The sequence below is a fragment of the Kitasatospora sp. NPDC023385 genome (genome assembly GCF_055664045.1).
This window is the reverse complement of the sequence record NZ_JBVOOL010000003.1, coordinates 136284-150605: the sequence shown is the minus strand read 5'-3', so window position 1 is coordinate 150605 and position 14322 is coordinate 136284. Positions and strand designations below refer to the sequence as shown.

General features: G+C 67.4%; 25 protein-coding genes. All 25 read left to right on the top strand.

The features are described from left to right. The first annotated feature begins 50 nt into the window (after window positions 1–50). The 25 genes from AC0B61_RS06625 to rplO all read left to right on the top strand — a co-directional run bounded on the left by AC0B61_RS06625 (window position 51) and on the right by rplO (window position 14281). Window positions 51–740: a glycosyltransferase family 2 protein gene (locus tag AC0B61_RS06625; RefSeq protein WP_471739501.1), complete on the top strand. Its 690-nt coding sequence runs from the start codon at window positions 51–53 to the stop codon at window positions 738–740. Further along, window positions 737–1135, top strand: a complete 399-nt coding sequence (locus tag AC0B61_RS06620) for a DUF2304 domain-containing protein (RefSeq protein ID WP_030232447.1) — start codon at window positions 737–739, stop codon at window positions 1133–1135. The genes AC0B61_RS06625 and AC0B61_RS06620 overlap by 4 nt, the downstream gene beginning before the upstream one ends. A 4-nt stretch (window positions 1136–1139) precedes the next feature. Continuing rightward, window positions 1140–2048 carry a glycosyltransferase family 2 protein gene (locus AC0B61_RS06615; protein WP_471739500.1) on the top strand — a complete coding sequence of 303 codons (909 nt, stop codon included), beginning with the start codon at window positions 1140–1142 and terminating at the stop codon, window positions 2046–2048. 220 nt (window positions 2049–2268) lie between these two features. Next, window positions 2269–4080, top strand: a complete 1812-nt coding sequence (locus AC0B61_RS06610; RefSeq protein WP_471739499.1) for a hypothetical protein — start codon at window positions 2269–2271, stop codon at window positions 4078–4080. Between the two features lie 392 nt (window positions 4081–4472). Beyond that, window positions 4473–4781 (top strand): 30S ribosomal protein S10, encoded by a 309-nt coding sequence (gene rpsJ / locus AC0B61_RS06605; RefSeq protein WP_012785157.1) that lies wholly within the window; start codon window positions 4473–4475, stop codon window positions 4779–4781. A gap of 14 nt (window positions 4782–4795) precedes the next feature. Beyond that, a complete protein-coding gene (gene rplC, locus AC0B61_RS06600) occupies window positions 4796–5443 on the top strand; it encodes a 50S ribosomal protein L3 (RefSeq protein ID WP_030232459.1) in 648 nt (215 codons plus the stop codon). A 2-nt stretch (window positions 5444–5445) separates the two neighbouring features. Further along, a complete protein-coding gene (gene rplD / locus AC0B61_RS06595) occupies window positions 5446–6123 on the top strand; it encodes a 50S ribosomal protein L4 (protein ID WP_471739498.1) in 678 nt (225 codons plus the stop codon). Continuing rightward, a complete protein-coding gene (rplW, locus tag AC0B61_RS06590) occupies window positions 6123–6443 on the top strand; it encodes a 50S ribosomal protein L23 (RefSeq protein WP_030232464.1) in 321 nt (106 codons plus the stop codon). Before rplD ends, rplW begins: the two co-directional genes overlap by 1 nt. Window positions 6444–6489: 46 nt before the next feature. Further along, on the top strand, window positions 6490–7326 hold the full coding sequence (rplB, locus tag AC0B61_RS06585; protein ID WP_030232466.1) for a 50S ribosomal protein L2: 837 nt from the start codon (window positions 6490–6492) through the stop codon (window positions 7324–7326). Between the two features lie 11 nt (window positions 7327–7337). Further along, entirely contained in the window at window positions 7338–7619 is a 282-nt protein-coding gene (gene rpsS / locus AC0B61_RS06580; RefSeq protein WP_030232469.1) for a 30S ribosomal protein S19, read from the top strand. Window positions 7620–7677: 58 nt separating this feature from the next. Beyond that, on the top strand, window positions 7678–8025 hold the full coding sequence (rplV, locus tag AC0B61_RS06575; protein WP_030232471.1) for a 50S ribosomal protein L22: 348 nt from the start codon (window positions 7678–7680) through the stop codon (window positions 8023–8025). Then, entirely contained in the window at window positions 8025–8849 is an 825-nt protein-coding gene (gene rpsC, locus AC0B61_RS06570; protein WP_471739497.1) for a 30S ribosomal protein S3, read from the top strand. The genes rplV and rpsC overlap by 1 nt, the downstream gene beginning before the upstream one ends. A 5-nt stretch (window positions 8850–8854) precedes the next feature. Beyond that, window positions 8855–9274, top strand: coding sequence for a 50S ribosomal protein L16 (gene rplP / locus AC0B61_RS06565; RefSeq protein WP_030232476.1), 420 nt, complete (start codon window positions 8855–8857; stop codon window positions 9272–9274). Beyond that, the gene (rpmC, locus tag AC0B61_RS06560) at window positions 9274–9498 is read left to right on the top strand and encodes a 50S ribosomal protein L29 (protein ID WP_030232478.1); all 225 of its coding nucleotides are present in this window, start codon (window positions 9274–9276) and stop codon (window positions 9496–9498) included. Before rplP ends, rpmC begins: the two co-directional genes overlap by 1 nt. Continuing rightward, window positions 9498–9770 carry a 30S ribosomal protein S17 gene (gene rpsQ / locus AC0B61_RS06555; protein WP_030055826.1) on the top strand — a complete coding sequence of 91 codons (273 nt, stop codon included), beginning with the start codon at window positions 9498–9500 and terminating at the stop codon, window positions 9768–9770. Before rpmC ends, rpsQ begins: the two co-directional genes overlap by 1 nt. A 102-nt stretch (window positions 9771–9872) precedes the next feature. After that, the gene (rplN, locus tag AC0B61_RS06550) at window positions 9873–10244 is read left to right on the top strand and encodes a 50S ribosomal protein L14 (protein ID WP_030232481.1); all 372 of its coding nucleotides are present in this window, start codon (window positions 9873–9875) and stop codon (window positions 10242–10244) included. Window positions 10245–10259: 15 nt separating this feature from the next. Then, window positions 10260–10571 carry a 50S ribosomal protein L24 gene (gene rplX / locus AC0B61_RS06545; RefSeq protein ID WP_030232484.1) on the top strand — a complete coding sequence of 104 codons (312 nt, stop codon included), beginning with the start codon at window positions 10260–10262 and terminating at the stop codon, window positions 10569–10571. Beyond that, entirely contained in the window at window positions 10571–11140 is a 570-nt protein-coding gene (gene rplE, locus AC0B61_RS06540; protein WP_471739496.1) for a 50S ribosomal protein L5, read from the top strand. The genes rplX and rplE overlap by 1 nt, the downstream gene beginning before the upstream one ends. Window positions 11141–11144: 4 nt before the next feature. Beyond that, entirely contained in the window at window positions 11145–11330 is a 186-nt protein-coding gene (locus tag AC0B61_RS06535; RefSeq protein WP_030055830.1) for a type Z 30S ribosomal protein S14, read from the top strand. 285 nt (window positions 11331–11615) lie between these two features. Beyond that, entirely contained in the window at window positions 11616–12023 is a 408-nt protein-coding gene (gene rpsH / locus AC0B61_RS06530; RefSeq protein WP_030232489.1) for a 30S ribosomal protein S8, read from the top strand. Between the two features lie 22 nt (window positions 12024–12045). Beyond that, window positions 12046–12585, top strand: a complete 540-nt coding sequence (rplF, locus tag AC0B61_RS06525) for a 50S ribosomal protein L6 (RefSeq protein ID WP_471739495.1) — start codon at window positions 12046–12048, stop codon at window positions 12583–12585. Between the two features lie 3 nt (window positions 12586–12588). Beyond that, window positions 12589–12972, top strand: coding sequence for a 50S ribosomal protein L18 (gene rplR / locus AC0B61_RS06520; RefSeq protein ID WP_030280785.1), 384 nt, complete (start codon window positions 12589–12591; stop codon window positions 12970–12972). 48 nt (window positions 12973–13020) lie between these two features. Continuing rightward, entirely contained in the window at window positions 13021–13644 is a 624-nt protein-coding gene (gene rpsE / locus AC0B61_RS06515) for a 30S ribosomal protein S5 (protein ID WP_030055834.1), read from the top strand. Beyond that, window positions 13644–13826 carry a 50S ribosomal protein L30 gene (gene rpmD, locus AC0B61_RS06510; RefSeq protein ID WP_030251557.1) on the top strand — a complete coding sequence of 61 codons (183 nt, stop codon included), beginning with the start codon at window positions 13644–13646 and terminating at the stop codon, window positions 13824–13826. The genes rpsE and rpmD overlap by 1 nt, the downstream gene beginning before the upstream one ends. Window positions 13827–13828: 2 nt before the next feature. Continuing rightward, window positions 13829–14281 carry a 50S ribosomal protein L15 gene (gene rplO, locus AC0B61_RS06505; RefSeq protein ID WP_471739494.1) on the top strand — a complete coding sequence of 151 codons (453 nt, stop codon included), beginning with the start codon at window positions 13829–13831 and terminating at the stop codon, window positions 14279–14281. Window positions 14282–14322 lie beyond the last annotated feature (41 nt).

Here is a 14322-nt window from a genome sequence, read left to right as displayed (position 1 = left end):
TTCAGATCGCCGCGCAGCAGCGCGGGCCAGACCCCATTCATGGAGCCTCCGTGTCCCAGTACGACGATGTTTGGCTGGTGATCCCGGCCTACAACGAGGGCCAGGTGATCGCCGACGTGGTGGAGGGGGCGCGAAAGACGTTCCCGAACATCGTCGTGGTCGATGACGGCAGCGGCGACGACTCGGCCAAGCACATCATGAGCACGGGCGCCCACCTGGTGCGCCACCCGGTCAACCTGGGCCAGGGCGCCGCCCTGCAGACCGGCCTCGCGTACGCGCTGGCCCAGTCCGGGGCCAAGTACTTCGCCACCTTCGACGCGGACGGCCAGCACCAGACCGCCGACGTCGAGAAGATGGTGGCGCTGCTGCGCGAGGGCGAGGCCGACGTGGTCCTCGGCTCGCGCTTCATCGAGCAGAACGGCCAGGTGCCGTGGATCAAGCGGGTCGTCCTGCGGACCGCGGCCACCGTCAGCCCGACGGCGCGCAAGCTCAAGCTGACCGATGCCCACAACGGTCTGCGCGTGCTGAACCGTGAGGCCGCGGCCCGTCTGCGGATCACCATGAACGGCATGGCGCACGCGTCGGAGATCGTCAGCTTCCTGGCCGGCTCCGACCTGCGGGTCGCCGAGCTGCCGGTGGACATCCTGTACACCGACTACTCACGCGCCAAGGGTCAGTCCCTGATCAACGGCGTCAACATCATCTTCGACATCTCGCTGCGGGAGCGTAGCCGCCGATGAAATTCTTCTGGATCCAGCTGGTTCTCATTCTCGGCTCGGTCACTCTCGCCTTCATGTTCATCCGGCGTTGGGACCGTGCCAACACCCGCGCCTGGAAGCGCATCGCGTTCTCGGTCTTCGTGGTCGTGAACATCTACGCGGTGCTGCGTCCCACCGACGTCACCTGGCTCGCCCACCAGCTGGGCGTCGGCCGCGGCACCGACCTGGTGCTGTACGTCATGGTGCTGGCGATGGGCTTCCTGACCCTCAACACCTTCCTGCGGTTCCGCTCGCTGGAGAAGAAGCTCACCGACCTGGCGCGCACCGTGGCGATCAACGAGGGCGCGCGACTGAACGAGGAGCGCTTCGACCTGGACCTGCCGGTCTCGGCGCCGGTCGACCGCAGCAAGGCCTGAGCCCGTGGCGACCTTCGAGTTCATGCTGCCGTACTACGGCGACGTGGCACTGATGCAGGCCGCGGTCCGCAGCATCCTCGCGCAGACCGACGGTGACTTCCGGCTGACCGTCATCGACGACGGCAAGGAGCCGGAGGTCCCGGGCTGGTTCGCCGGACTCGGCGACGACCGGGTGCACTACCAGCGCAACGAGCAGAACCTCGGCATCACCAGGAACTTCCAGAAGTGCGTGGAGCTGTCCCGGGCCGACCACGTGGTCATCATGGGCTGCGACGACCTGCTGCACCCGCACTACCTGGAGACCGTCCGGGCGATCCTGCGCGCCAACCCCGACGTGGGCATGGTGCAGCCGGGCGTCGAGGTGATCGACGGCAACGGCGCGCTCAGCACCGGCCTGGCCGACAACGTGAAGGAGCGGATCTACGCCCCGACCGTCAAGGGCCGGCGCCTGATGGGCGGCGAGGAGCTGGCGGCGAGCGTGCTGCGCGGCAACTGGCTCTACTTCCCGTCGATCTGCTGGCGGGGCGAGGCGCTGCGCGCGGTCAACTTCCGCGACGAGTACTCGGTGATCCAGGACCTCGCCCTGGTCGTCGACCTGCTGGAGCGCGGCGAGCAGATGATCGTGGACAACACCACGGTCGTCTTCCAGTACCGCCGGCACGCGGTGAGCGAGTCCTCGGTGCAGGCCTTCTCCGGCACCCGCTTCGCCGAGGCGGAGCGGTACTTCAACGCCGTGGCGGAGCGGATGGACGCCCGCGGCTGGCCCAAGGCCGCCCGCGCGGCCCGGTTCCGCAGCGCCTCCCGCCTGCACGCGCTGACCATGCTGCCGGGCGCGCTGCGCCGTGGGCAGCGGGACGGCGCCAAGGTCCTGGTCCGCCACGCGCTGACCGCCGGGAAGCGGCACGAGGGCTGAGCCGGACGACCGGCTCCGGGCGCGGCACCCGCAGGGTGAACCGCCGCTCCGGAGCCGGTCGTTGTCGTCTGCGGGGGGCAGCCGTGCTGGCTCCGCCCGAACGGCGCGTGGCAGACTTCCGGTGCGATCCGAAGAGCGGTGGGGCGAGTTGGAGCTCGCGGCACCACCCCGAGTCGCCACGACGAGATCGTCAACTCACACAAGGTAGGGATGTGTCCCGGTGCAGCCGCTGATCGACTCTGCCCAAGCGCCCGACGGGCGGAGGCCGGGGGAGGACGACGGCGAGAACGCGCCCGCCACCCCGCCTCCGGCCGCCGTGATCCGCCTGCGGGCGCTCGCCGCCCACCGGTGGTTCTGGCCGGCGGCGCTGCTGCTCGGCTACCTCGGACAGACGGCTTTCCGGCTGGTGCTGTCGATCCACAACTACTTCCCCTCGGTGCACGCGGACGAGGACTCGTACCTCGTGATAGCGAGGGTGCTGGCCGGCCGGCCGACCACCGAGATGCCCGTCGGCGTGGTGATCCCCGGCGGGTACCCGCTGCTGATCTCGCCGGCGCTGCGGATCGCCGAGAACCCGGCGACCGCGTACCACCTGATCATGGGCATCAACGCGGTGCTCAACGCGCTGGTCTTCCCGCTGGTCTTCGTGGCCGCGCGCCGACTGGGCCTGTCCCGGCCGCACGCGTACCTGTCGGCGACGGCGGTCGCGCTGGTGCCGCCGGTGGTCTTCTACTCCCAGTTCGTCATGTCGGACACCGTTCTCCCGGTGCTCCTGCTGGCCTGGCTGGTCACCATGCACGGCTGGCTCTCGCCCGGCTCGTTCCGCGGCCGCGCGCTCCAGGCGGCGGCGATGGGCCTGGCGGCCGGCTACACGATGGCCACTCACGACCGCGGCGGCGTGGTCGTGGCGCTGACCGCGCTGGTCCTGCTCGTGGTGCTGGCCTTCGGCTGGGCGCCGAGGCTGTCCTCGCTGGCCGGGATCGGCGCGCTCGGGGTGTCGGTCCTGGGCGCCAAGCTGCTGGCGGGCTTCGTCGGGAACCAGTTCAAGGACGTGCCGCCGAGCGCCGTCGGCAACAAGGTCTTCGAGAACCTCGAGGACAGCAAGTACCTCGGCACGATCATCGCCCGCACCTTCGGGCAGCTCTGGTACTTCATGACCTCCACGTACGGCTTCGGGGCGGTCGCCTTCGTGCTGTGCGTGGTGGCCGTGTTCCACCGGGGGTTCGCGGTGGCCGAGCGCGTGGTGGCCTTCTGCATGGTCGCCATGCTGTTCGGCACCGCGCTGGCCTCGGCGGCGGGTCTGGCGGACACCGACCGCGTCGACAACTGGGTGTACGCCCGGTACTGCGCCGTGCTGGTGCCGCTGTTCCTGGTGGTCGGCCTGGCCGCGCTGTTCCGGGCCGGGACGCGCTCGCTGCTGCGGATGGCCCTGGCCGGCGCGGTGGTGATCGGGATCATCCAGGTGTCCGTCACCGCGTACGCGGGCGCTGCGCTCAGGCAGTGGGCCCTGCCGTGGACCGTGCCGGACGCGATGTTCCTCGCCTCGACCTGGGACAACCTGCACATGGGCCGTACGACGCTCGGCGCGCTGGCGGTGCTGGCCGCCTGCCTGCTGCTGCGGGTGGCGGGCGGGCGGCGGGTGGTCGCCGCCGTGGTGGGCTGCGTGACGCTGTTCGCCGCCTACGCGACCGTGGCGATCACCGACAACGTCGCCGAGCCGCACGCCAGGACCCGGACGTACGAGGCCGTCGGCCTGGCCAAGGAGGCCGGCCTGCGCAAGGGCGACAGCGTGGTCCTGGACTGGGACCTCGACTGGGGCGCCCGGATGGCGCTGGCCTACGAGGTCTACTGGGGCCGGGTCTGGACCGACAACGTCAAGGGCGGCAACACCCCGCCGGAGAAGGCCACCGCGCTGCTGCTGGCGGCCGGCAAGGACGCCGCGCCGGAGGCCAGCTGGCCGAAGCCGCAGCCGGGCTGGCACGTCGCGAAGTACAGCAAGGACCACGGCTGGGTGCTCTGGCGCAAGGACTGACCTGCGTGATCACCCCATCGGGGCCGGTGAGGAGCGCCTCACCGGCCCCGATTGGCATCCGGGCTGCTCCATGTGGCAGTATGTCCAAGTTGCTCGGTTGAGTACCGATGCTGCGCGCCTCCCGCCGGGAGGACTGGAAGCGAGTCCCATGTACTCGTCGTTCCCGTGATGGCCGTCAAGCGTGAGTTCTACGCCACGGCAGCTGCGGGGCGAAAGTACGGGAATCTTCCGGGAAGCGTGAGCGGGGTCTCGGCCCGGCACCCCCCACCCCGAAGTTCGAAACCGACGAGTTACTTCGCCGGTTTTTTACAAGCACGAAGGCGACACGCCCGAGCGCGGGGGTCGGCGGGGAAGTCGTGAAGTAACCAAGGACAAAGGACTACTGAGTAGCCATGGCGGGACAGAAGATCCGCATCCGGCTCAAGGCCTACGACCACGAGGTCATCGACTCCTCGGCGAAGAAGATCGTCGAGACGGTGATCCGAACTGGTGCGCAGGTCGCAGGCCCGGTGCCGCTGCCCACTGAGAAGAACGTGTACTGCGTCATCCGCTCGCCGCACAAGTACAAGGACTCGCGCGAGCACTTCGAGATGCGTACTCACAAGCGTCTGATCGACATCCTCGACCCCACGCCGAAGACGGTTGACTCGCTCATGCGTCTCGACCTGCCGGCGGGCGTCGACATCGAGATCAAGCTCTGAGAGGCGCACCGAAGATGGCTAAGCAGATTAAGGGCATCCTGGGCGAGAAGCTCGGCATGACCCAGGTCTGGGACGAGAACAACCGGATCGTTCCGGTGACCGTCGTCAAGGCTGGGCCCAATGTCGTGACCCAGGTCCACACCGCCGACAGCCCGGCCGGCTACAGCGCCGTCCAGCTCGGCTTCGGCGAGATCGACCCCCGCAAGGTGAACAAGCCCCTCGCGGGCCACTTCGCCAAGGCCGGTGTCACCCCCCGCCGCCACCTGGTCGAGCTGCGTACCTCGGACGCGTCCGAGTACACCCTGGGCCAGGAGATCACCGCCGAGCTGTTCGAGGCGGGTGTCAAGGTCGACGTGACCGGCACCTCCAAGGGCAAGGGCTTCGCCGGTGTCATGAAGCGTCACAACTTCAAGGGCCTCGGCGCCGGCCACGGCACCCAGCGCAAGCACCGCTCGCCCGGTTCCATCGGTGGCTGCGCCACCCCGGGCCGCGTGTTCAAGGGCCTGCGCATGGCGGGTCGGATGGGCCACGAGCGTGTGACCACCCAGAACCTGACCGTGCACGCGGTCGACGCGGAGAAGGGCCTGCTCCTCATCAAGGGCGCCGTCCCGGGCCCGAACGGCGGCCTCGTCCTCGTCCGCACCGCGGCGAAGGGGCTGTGAAAATGAGTACCATTGACATCCTGTCGCCGGCTGGCGACAAGACCGGCAGCCTCGAGCTGCCGGCCGAGATCTTCGACGCGAAGGTCAGCGTTCCGCTGATGCACCAGGTCGTCGTGGCGCAGCTCGCTGCGGCCCGTCAGGGCACCCACAAGACCAAGACTCGTGGCGAGGTCCGCGGTGGCGGCAAGAAGCCGTACCGCCAGAAGGGCACCGGCCGCGCCCGTCAGGGCTCGACCCGTGCGCCGCAGTTCGCCGGCGGTGGCGTCGTGCACGGTCCCGTGCCGCGCGACTACTCGCAGCGGACCCCGAAGAAGATGATCGCCGCCGCCCTGCGCGGTGCGCTCACCGACCGGGCCCGCCACAACCGCATTCACGTCATCACCGACGTGACCGCGACCGAGGCGCCGTCGACCAAGGCCGCCAAGAGCCTGTTCGGCAAGATCACCGAGCGCAAGAACGTCCTCCTGGTCGTCGAGCGCGAGGACGAGCTGGGCCTCAAGTCCGCTCGCAACCTGCCGCACGTGCACATCCTGGACGCCGGTCAGCTGAACACCTACGACGTGCTCGTCTCCGACGATGTGGTCTTCACCCAGGCCGCCTTCGAGCGTTTCGTGGCCGGTCCGGCCGCGTCCGCCAAGGCTGTGGCTGCTGAGGGCGAGCTCGAAGGGAGCGCCGCCTGATGGCTGCAGAGATCACGAGCAAGACGTTCACGGACCCCCGTGACGTCCTGGTGAAGCCGGTTATCTCGGAGAAGAGCTACTCGCTCCTCGACGAGAACAAGTACACGTTCATCGTGTCGCCGGGCGCCAACAAGACCCAGATCAAGCAGGCCGTCGAGGCGGTCTTCTCGGTCAAGGTCGAGGCTGTCAACACGATCAACCGTCAGGGCAAGCGCAAGCGCTCCAAGACGGGCATGGGCAAGCGCAAGGACACCAAGCGCGCCATCGTGACGCTGGCCGAAGGCAACCGCATCGACATCTTCGGTGGTCCGGTCTCCTGAACAAGGAGATCGTGATCGTCGATTAGGACGAGGACGAGAGAGCCAAATGGGCATCCGCAAGTACAAGCCGACTACGCCGGGCCGTCGCGGCTCCAGCGTGGCCGACTTCGTAGAAATCACGCGGTCCACGCCGGAGAAGTCGCTGGTTCGCCCCCTGCACAGCAAGGGCGGCCGTAACAACGCCGGTCGTGTCACTGCTCGCCACCAGGGTGGCGGTCACAAGCGCGCCTACCGCGTGATCGACTTCCGTCGTCACGACAAGGACGGCGTGCCGGCCAAGGTCGCGCACATCGAGTACGACCCGAACCGCACCGCGCGCATCGCGCTCCTGCACTACGCGGACGGCGAGAAGCGCTACATCATCGCGCCGCGCGGCATCGCGCAGGGTGACCGGATCGAGAACGGCGCTGGCGCCGACATCAAGCCGGGCAACAACCTGCCGCTGCGCAACATCCCGGTTGGTACCACCATCCACGCGGTGGAGCTGCGTCCCGGCGGCGGGGCCAAGCTGGCCCGCTCGGCCGGCTCCGGCATCCAGCTGCTGGCGCGTGAGGGCAAGATGGCGCACCTGCGCATGCCCTCCGGTGAGATCCGCCTGGTGGACGCGCGCTGCCGCGCGACCGTCGGCGAGGTCGGCAACGCCGAGCAGTCGAACATCAACTGGGGCAAGGCCGGCCGTATGCGCTGGAAGGGCGTCCGCCCGACCGTGCGTGGTGTCGCCATGAACCCGATCGACCACCCGCACGGTGGTGGTGAGGGTAAGACCTCCGGTGGTCGCCACCCGGTCTCGCCGTGGGGTAAGCCCGAGGGCCGCACCCGTCGCCCGAACAAGGCGTCGGACAAGCTCATCGTGCGCCGCCGCAAGACCAACAAGAAGCGCTAGGAGCAGGTCAGATGCCGCGCAGTCTTAAGAAGGGCCCCTTCATCGACGGCCACCTCATCAAGAAGGTGGACGTTCAGAACGAGGCGGGTACCCAGAACGTCATCAAGACCTGGTCCCGTCGTTCCGTGATCAGCCCGAGCATGCTCGGTCACACGATCGCGGTGCACGATGGCCGCAAGCACGTCCCGGTGTTCGTCACCGAGTCGATGGTCGGCCACAAGCTCGGCGAGTTCGCTCCGACCCGCACGTTCCGCGGTCACGTCAAGGACGACCGCAAGTCGAAGCGTCGCTAAGTCGCCTGAGCTCAAGCGCCAGAACGACTCAATGACTTACTCCATTAAGGGGACAACCATGGAAGCCAGGGCCCAGGCGCGGTACATCCGCGTCACGCCCATGAAGGCCCGCCGCGTGGTGGACCTCATCCGTGGCCTGAACGCCACGGAGGCCCAGGCCGTCCTGCGTTTCGCTCCGCAGGCCGCCACCGTGCCGGTCGGCAAGGTGCTCGACAGCGCCATTGCCAACGCCGCGCACAACTACAACCACTCCAACGTGGACGACCTCTACATCTCCGAGGCGTACGTTGACGAGGGCCCGACCCTGAAGCGGTTCCGTCCGCGTGCCCAGGGCCGCGCCTACCGGATCCGCAAGCGGACCAGCCACATCACCGTGGTCGTCAGCAGCAAGGAAGGGACCCGGTAATGGGCCAGAAGGTTAACCCGCACGGGTTCCGCCTCGGCATCAGCACGGACTTCAAGTCCCGCTGGTATGCCGACAAGCTGTACAAGGACTACGTCAAGGAAGACGTTGCCATTCGTCGCATGATGACGAAGGGCATGGAGCGCGCCGGCATCTCCAAGGTCGAGATCGAGCGCACCCGCGACCGCGTCCGCGTCGACATCCACACCGCTCGCCCCGGCATCGTCATCGGTCGCCGTGGCACGGAGGCCGACCGCATCCGCGGCGACCTGGAGAAGCTGACCGGCAAGCAGGTCCAGCTGAACATCCTCGAGGTCAAGAACCCCGAGCTGGACGCCCAGCTCGTGGCTCAGGGCGTCGCGGAGCAGCTGTCCTCCCGCGTCTCCTTCCGCCGTGCCATGCGCAAGTCGATGCAGGGCACCATGAAGTCCGGCGCCAAGGGCATCAAGGTCCAGTGCTCCGGTCGTCTCGGCGGCGCCGAGATGAGCCGTTCGGAGTTCTACCGCGAGGGCCGTGTGCCGCTGCACACCCTGCGCGCGAACGTCGACTACGGCTTCTTCGAGGCCAAGACGACCTTCGGCCGCATCGGCGTGAAGGTCTGGATCTACAAGGGCGACGTCAAGAACATCGCCGAGGTCCGCGCTGAGAACGCCGCTGCCCGCTCGGGCAACCGCCCGGCCCGTCCCGAGGGTGGTCGTCCCGCCCGCGGTGGCGAGCGCCGTGGTGGCGAGCGCGGTGGCCGTGGCCGTCGCCCCGCCGCGTCCGAGGCTCAGGCCCCGGTCGCGTCCGAGGCTCCGGCTGCTGAGAACACCGGAACGGAGGCCTGACCCCAATGCTGATCCCCCGTCGGGTCAAGCACCGCAAGCAGCACCACCCGAAGCGCCGCGGCGCTGCCAAGGGTGGCACCGAGCTGGCGTTCGGCCAGTTCGGCATCCAGGCCGTCACCCCGGCCTACGTGACGAACCGTCAGATCGAGTCCGCTCGTATCGCGATCACCCGTCACATCCGCCGTGGCGGCAAGGTCTGGATCAACATCTACCCGGACCGTCCGCTCACCAAGAAGCCGGCCGAGACCCGCATGGGTTCCGGTAAGGGTTCGCCGGAGTGGTGGATCGCGAACGTGCACCCGGGTCGGGTCATGTTCGAGCTGTCGTACCCGAACGAGAAGGTTGCTCGCGAGGCGCTCACCCGCGCCGCGCACAAGCTGCCGATGAAGTGCCGGATTGTCCGGCGCGAGGACGGTGAGAGCTGATGTCGGCCGCTACCAAGGCTGCTGAGCTTCGCTCGCTGGACAACGAGGGTCTCGTTGCCAAGCTTCGCGAGGCCAAGGAGGAGCTGTTCAACCTCCGCTTCCAGGCGGCGACCGGGCAGCTCGACAACCACGGACGGCTCAAGCTCGTCCGTAAGGACATCGCGCGGATCTACACCCTGATGCGCGAGCGCGAGCTGGGCATCGAGACGGTGGAGAACGCCTGATGACTGAGAACACCAACGAGACGCGCGGTTTCCGCAAGACCCGTGAGGGTCTCGTCGTCAGCGACAAGATGGACAAGACCGTCGTCGTCGCCGTCGAGGACCGTGTCAAGCACGCTCTGTACGGCAAGGTCATCCGCCGTACGAACAAGCTGAAGGCGCACGACGAGGCGAACGCCTGCGGCATCGGCGACCGGGTCCTCCTCGCGGAGACCCGCCCGCTGTCCGCGACGAAGCGCTGGCGCGTCGTCGAGATCCTCGAGAAGGCCAAGTAACGAAGCCGATGTGGTACGGCCGTATGTGCAGCGGGCCCCCCAGGGGCGCCGATGTGAGCAGCGGCCGGCCCGTCGACTCTCGTTGACGATCAGGAGAAAGCTGTGATCCAGCAGGAGTCGCGACTGCGTGTTGCCGACAACACTGGTGCCAAGGAGATCCTTTGCATCCGTGTTCTCGGTGGCTCCGGTCGTCGCTACGCCGGAATCGGGGACGTCATCGTCGCGACCGTCAAGGACGCGATCCCCGGTGGTTCGGTGAAGAAGGGTGACGTCGTCAAGTGCGTCGTCGTCCGCACCGTCAAGGAGCGTCGTCGTCCGGATGGCTCGTACATCCGCTTCGACGAGAACGCCGCTGTCGTGCTGAAGAACACTGAGGGTGACCCCCGTGGCACCCGCATCTTCGGCCCGGTCGGCCGCGAGCTGCGCGACAAGAAGTTCATGAAGATCATCTCGCTGGCGCCGGAGGTGCTCTAACCCATGGCGAACAGCATGAAGATCAAGAAGGGTGACCTGGTTCAGGTCATCACCGGCAAGGACAAGGGCAAGCAGGGCAAGGTCATCCAGGCCATGCCGGCTGAGAACAAGGTCCTGGTCGAGGGTGTGAACCGGGTCAAGAAGCACACCAAGCCGGGTCCGGGCACTCAGGGTGGCATCGTCACCGTCGAGGCCCCGGTTCACGTCTCCAACGTCCAGCTGGTCGTGGAGAAGGACGGCAAGAAGGTCGTCACCCGCGTTGGCTACCGCTTCGACGACGAGGGCAACAAGATCCGCGTTGCCAAGCGAACCGGTGAGGACATCTGATGTCTGAGACGACTGTTGAGAAGGTGACCCCCCGTCTCAAGGAGCGTTACAACTCCGAGATCAAGGGTCAGCTGCACGAGCAGTTCTCGTACGAGAACGTCATGCTGGTCCCCGGCCTGGTCAAGGTCGTGGTCAACATGGGTGTCGGCGAGGCCGCCCGTGACAGCAAGCTGATCGAGGGCGCGATCCGCGACCTGACCGCGATCACCGGTCAGAAGCCGGCCGTGACCAAGGCTCGCAAGTCCATCGCGCAGTTCAAGCTGCGCGAGGGCCAGCCGATCGGCACGCACGTCACCCTCCGTGGTGACCGCATGTGGGAGTTCCTGGACCGTCTGGTGTCGCTGGCCCTGCCGCGTATCCGTGACTTCCGTGGCCTTTCCCCGAAGCAGTTCGACGGCCGTGGCAACTACACCTTCGGTCTGACCGAGCAGGTTATGTTCCACGAGATCGACCAGGACAAGGTCGACCGTCAGCGCGGTATGGACATCACCGTCGTGACCACCGCTCAGACCGACGACGAGGGCCGGGCGCTCCTGCGCGCTCTGGGCTTCCCGTTCAAGGAGGCGTGAGCCAATGGCGAAGAAGTCCCTCATCGCGAAGTCCGAGCGTAAGCCGAAGTTCGGCGTCCGGGCCTACACCCGGTGCCAGCGCTGCGGCCGTCCGCACTCGGTGTACCGCAAGTTCGGCCTCTGCCGTGTCTGCCTCCGTGAGATGGCGCACCGCGGCGAGCTGCCGGGCGTGACCAAGAGCTCCTGGTAGTCCTCTCCCCGTAGAGGGCCAGCGCTCTAGGCACAGCTAACAGAGCAGAGGTGCCCGATCCCACACCGGCTCGTTTTGGGCCTCCTTGCGGAATCCCGTAAGGTTGTGGGGTCGGGCCCCCTGCCACGGCTTCCCCATGGATGTCCGTGGTCCTCTTCTGGGAGGGCTCGCACCCAGTCTTACTACGTCGTAGGTCCCCTGCGCTTGTGCCCCTGACGAACTCGCGAGAGTGCGACAGGGGGACCTGGTGCGGGGAAACCATGGCGAGAGAGGCCTGAGGCCATCATGACCATGACCGACCCCATCGCAGACATGCTCACGCGTCTGCGTAACGCGAACTCGGCGTACCACGACACCGTGGCGATGCCGGCTAGCAAGATCAAGGCGCACGTCGCCCAGATCCTGCAGCAGGAGGGTTACATCTCCTCCTACAAGGTTGAGGAGCCCGTCGAGGGCGAGGTCGGCAAGAAGCTGACCATCGAACTCAAGTTCGGCCCCAACCGTGAGCGCTCCATCGCCGGCATCAAGCGCATCAGCAAGCCGGGTCTGCGCGTTTACGCAAAGTCCACCAACCTGCCGAAGGTGCTCGGCGGCCTGGGCGTGGCGATCATCTCCACGTCCTCGGGTCTCCTCACCGACAAGCAGGCTGCCAAGAAGGGCGTAGGCGGAGAAGTTCTCGCCTACGTCTGGTAATTCGGGAAACGGAGGTACAGCAATGTCGCGCATTGGACGGCTGCCCATCCCGGTTCCCGCCGGCGTGGACGTCACCATCGATGGCCAGGCGGTCTCGGTGAAGGGCCCCAAGGGCTCCCTCACCCACCACGTCGCCGCGCCGATCGAGATCGGCAAGGGCGAGGACGGCACGCTGCTCGTCACCCGCCCCAACGACGAGCGTCAGTCGAAGGCCCTGCACGGCCTTTCCCGCACGCTGGTGGCGAACATGATCACCGGCGTGACCGCGGGCTACCGCAAGTCGCTGGAGATCAGCGGTGTCGGCTATCGAGTCCTGGCGAAGGGCTCCGACATGGAGTTCCAGCTGGGCTACAGCCACCCCATCCTGGTCGAGGCCCCGGAGGGCATCACCTTCGTCGTCGAGTCGGCCACCAAGTTCCACGTGGACGGCATCGACAAGCAGAAGGTCGGCGAGGTCGCCGCGAAGATCCGCAAGCTGCGCAAGCCCGACCCGTACAAGGCCAAGGGCGTCAAGTACGCGGGCGAGGTCATCCGCCGCAAGGTCGGAAAGAGTGGTAAGTAAGCGATGAGCGTCTCTGTCAAGATCGGCAAGGGCAACGCCTACAAGAGCGCCGCTCGCAAGCGCCGCGCGATCCGCGTTCGCAAGCGCGTCGTCGGCACCGAGGTGCGTCCGCGCCTCGTCGTGACGCGCTCGAACCGTCACATGGTCGCCCAGGTCATCGACGACGCCAAGGGTCACACCCTGGCGTCGGCGTCCACCCTCGACGTGTCCATCAAGGGCGCCGAGGGCGACAAGACCGAGCTGGCCAAGAAGGTCGGGAGCCTGGTCGCCGAGCGCGCCAAGGCCGCCGGCATCGAGTCGGTCGTCTTCGACCGCGCGGGCAACCGGTACGCAGGCCGCATCGCCGCTCTGGCCGATGCTGCCCGTGAGGCCGGGCTCGACTTCTAAGCCGCTCGTCGGCTCAGTCGACGGACGTAATCGAGAGAGGTAATTCCAATGGCTGGACCCCAGCGCCGCGGTAGCGGCGCCGGCGGCGGCACCGGCGGTGGCGAGCGGCGCGACCGTAAGCGCGACGACCGGGGCAACGCCCCCGCCGTCGAGAAGACCGCTTACGTCGAGCGTGTCGTTGCGATCAACCGTGTCGCCAAGGTTGTCAAGGGTGGTCGTCGTTTCAGCTTCACCGCGCTGGTCGTGGTGGGCGACGGTGACGGCACCGTAGGTGTCGGCTACGGGAAGGCGAAGGAGGTTCCGGCCGCCATCGCCAAGGGTGTTGAGGAGGCCAAGAAGAACTTCTTCAAGGTCCCCCGTATCCAGGGCACCATCCCGCACCCGATCCAGGGTGAGAAGGCCGCCGGCGTCGTGCTGCTGAAGCCCGCCGCCCCCGGTACCGGTGTTATCGCCGGTGGTCCGGTGCGCGCCGTCCTGGAGTGCGCCGGCATCCACGACATCCTGTCGAAGTCGCTCGGCTCGGACAACGCGATCAACATCGTGCACGCCACCGTGGCTGCTCTGAAGGGCCTCGTGCGCCCCGAGGAGATCGCCGCCCGCCGTGGCCTGCCGCTGGAGGACGTGGCTCCCGCCGCTCTGCTGCGGGCTCGTGCTGCAGGGGTGAGCGCCTGATGGCTCGCCTGAAGATCACGCAGACCAAGTCGTACATCGGCAGCAAGCAGAACCACCGCGACACCCTGCGTTCGCTTGGTCTCAAGCGCATGCACGACGTCGTGGTGAAGGAGGACCGTCCCGAGATCCGCGGGATGGCCCAGACTGTCCGTCACCTGGTGACGGTTGAGGAGGTGGACTGATCATGGGCGACAACCCGATCAAGATCCACAACCTGCGTCCCGCCCCGGGTGCCAAGACCGACAAGATCCGTGTGGGTCGTGGTGAGGGCTCCAAGGGCAAGACTGCCGGTCGTGGTACCAAGGGCACCAAGGCCCGCTACCAGGTTCCGCAGCGCTTCGAGGGTGGCCAGATGCCGCTCCACATGCGCCTGCCGAAGCTGAAGGGCTTCAAGAACCCGTTCAAGATCACGTTCCAGGTTGTCAACCTCGACAAGCTGGCCGAGCTCTACCCGCAGGGTGGCGAGGTCACCGTCGAGGGCCTGGTCGCCAAGGGCGCGGTTCGCAAGAACTCCCTCGTCAAGGTGCTCGGCGCCGGCGAGGTCTCGGTTGCGCTGCAGGTGACGGTCGACGCCGTCTCCGGCTCGGCCGCCGAGAAGATCAAGGCCGCCGGCGGTACGGTCAACGAGCTCATCTGAGCCCGCTGACACCCGGCTTCGAGCCCCGCACTTCCTTCGGG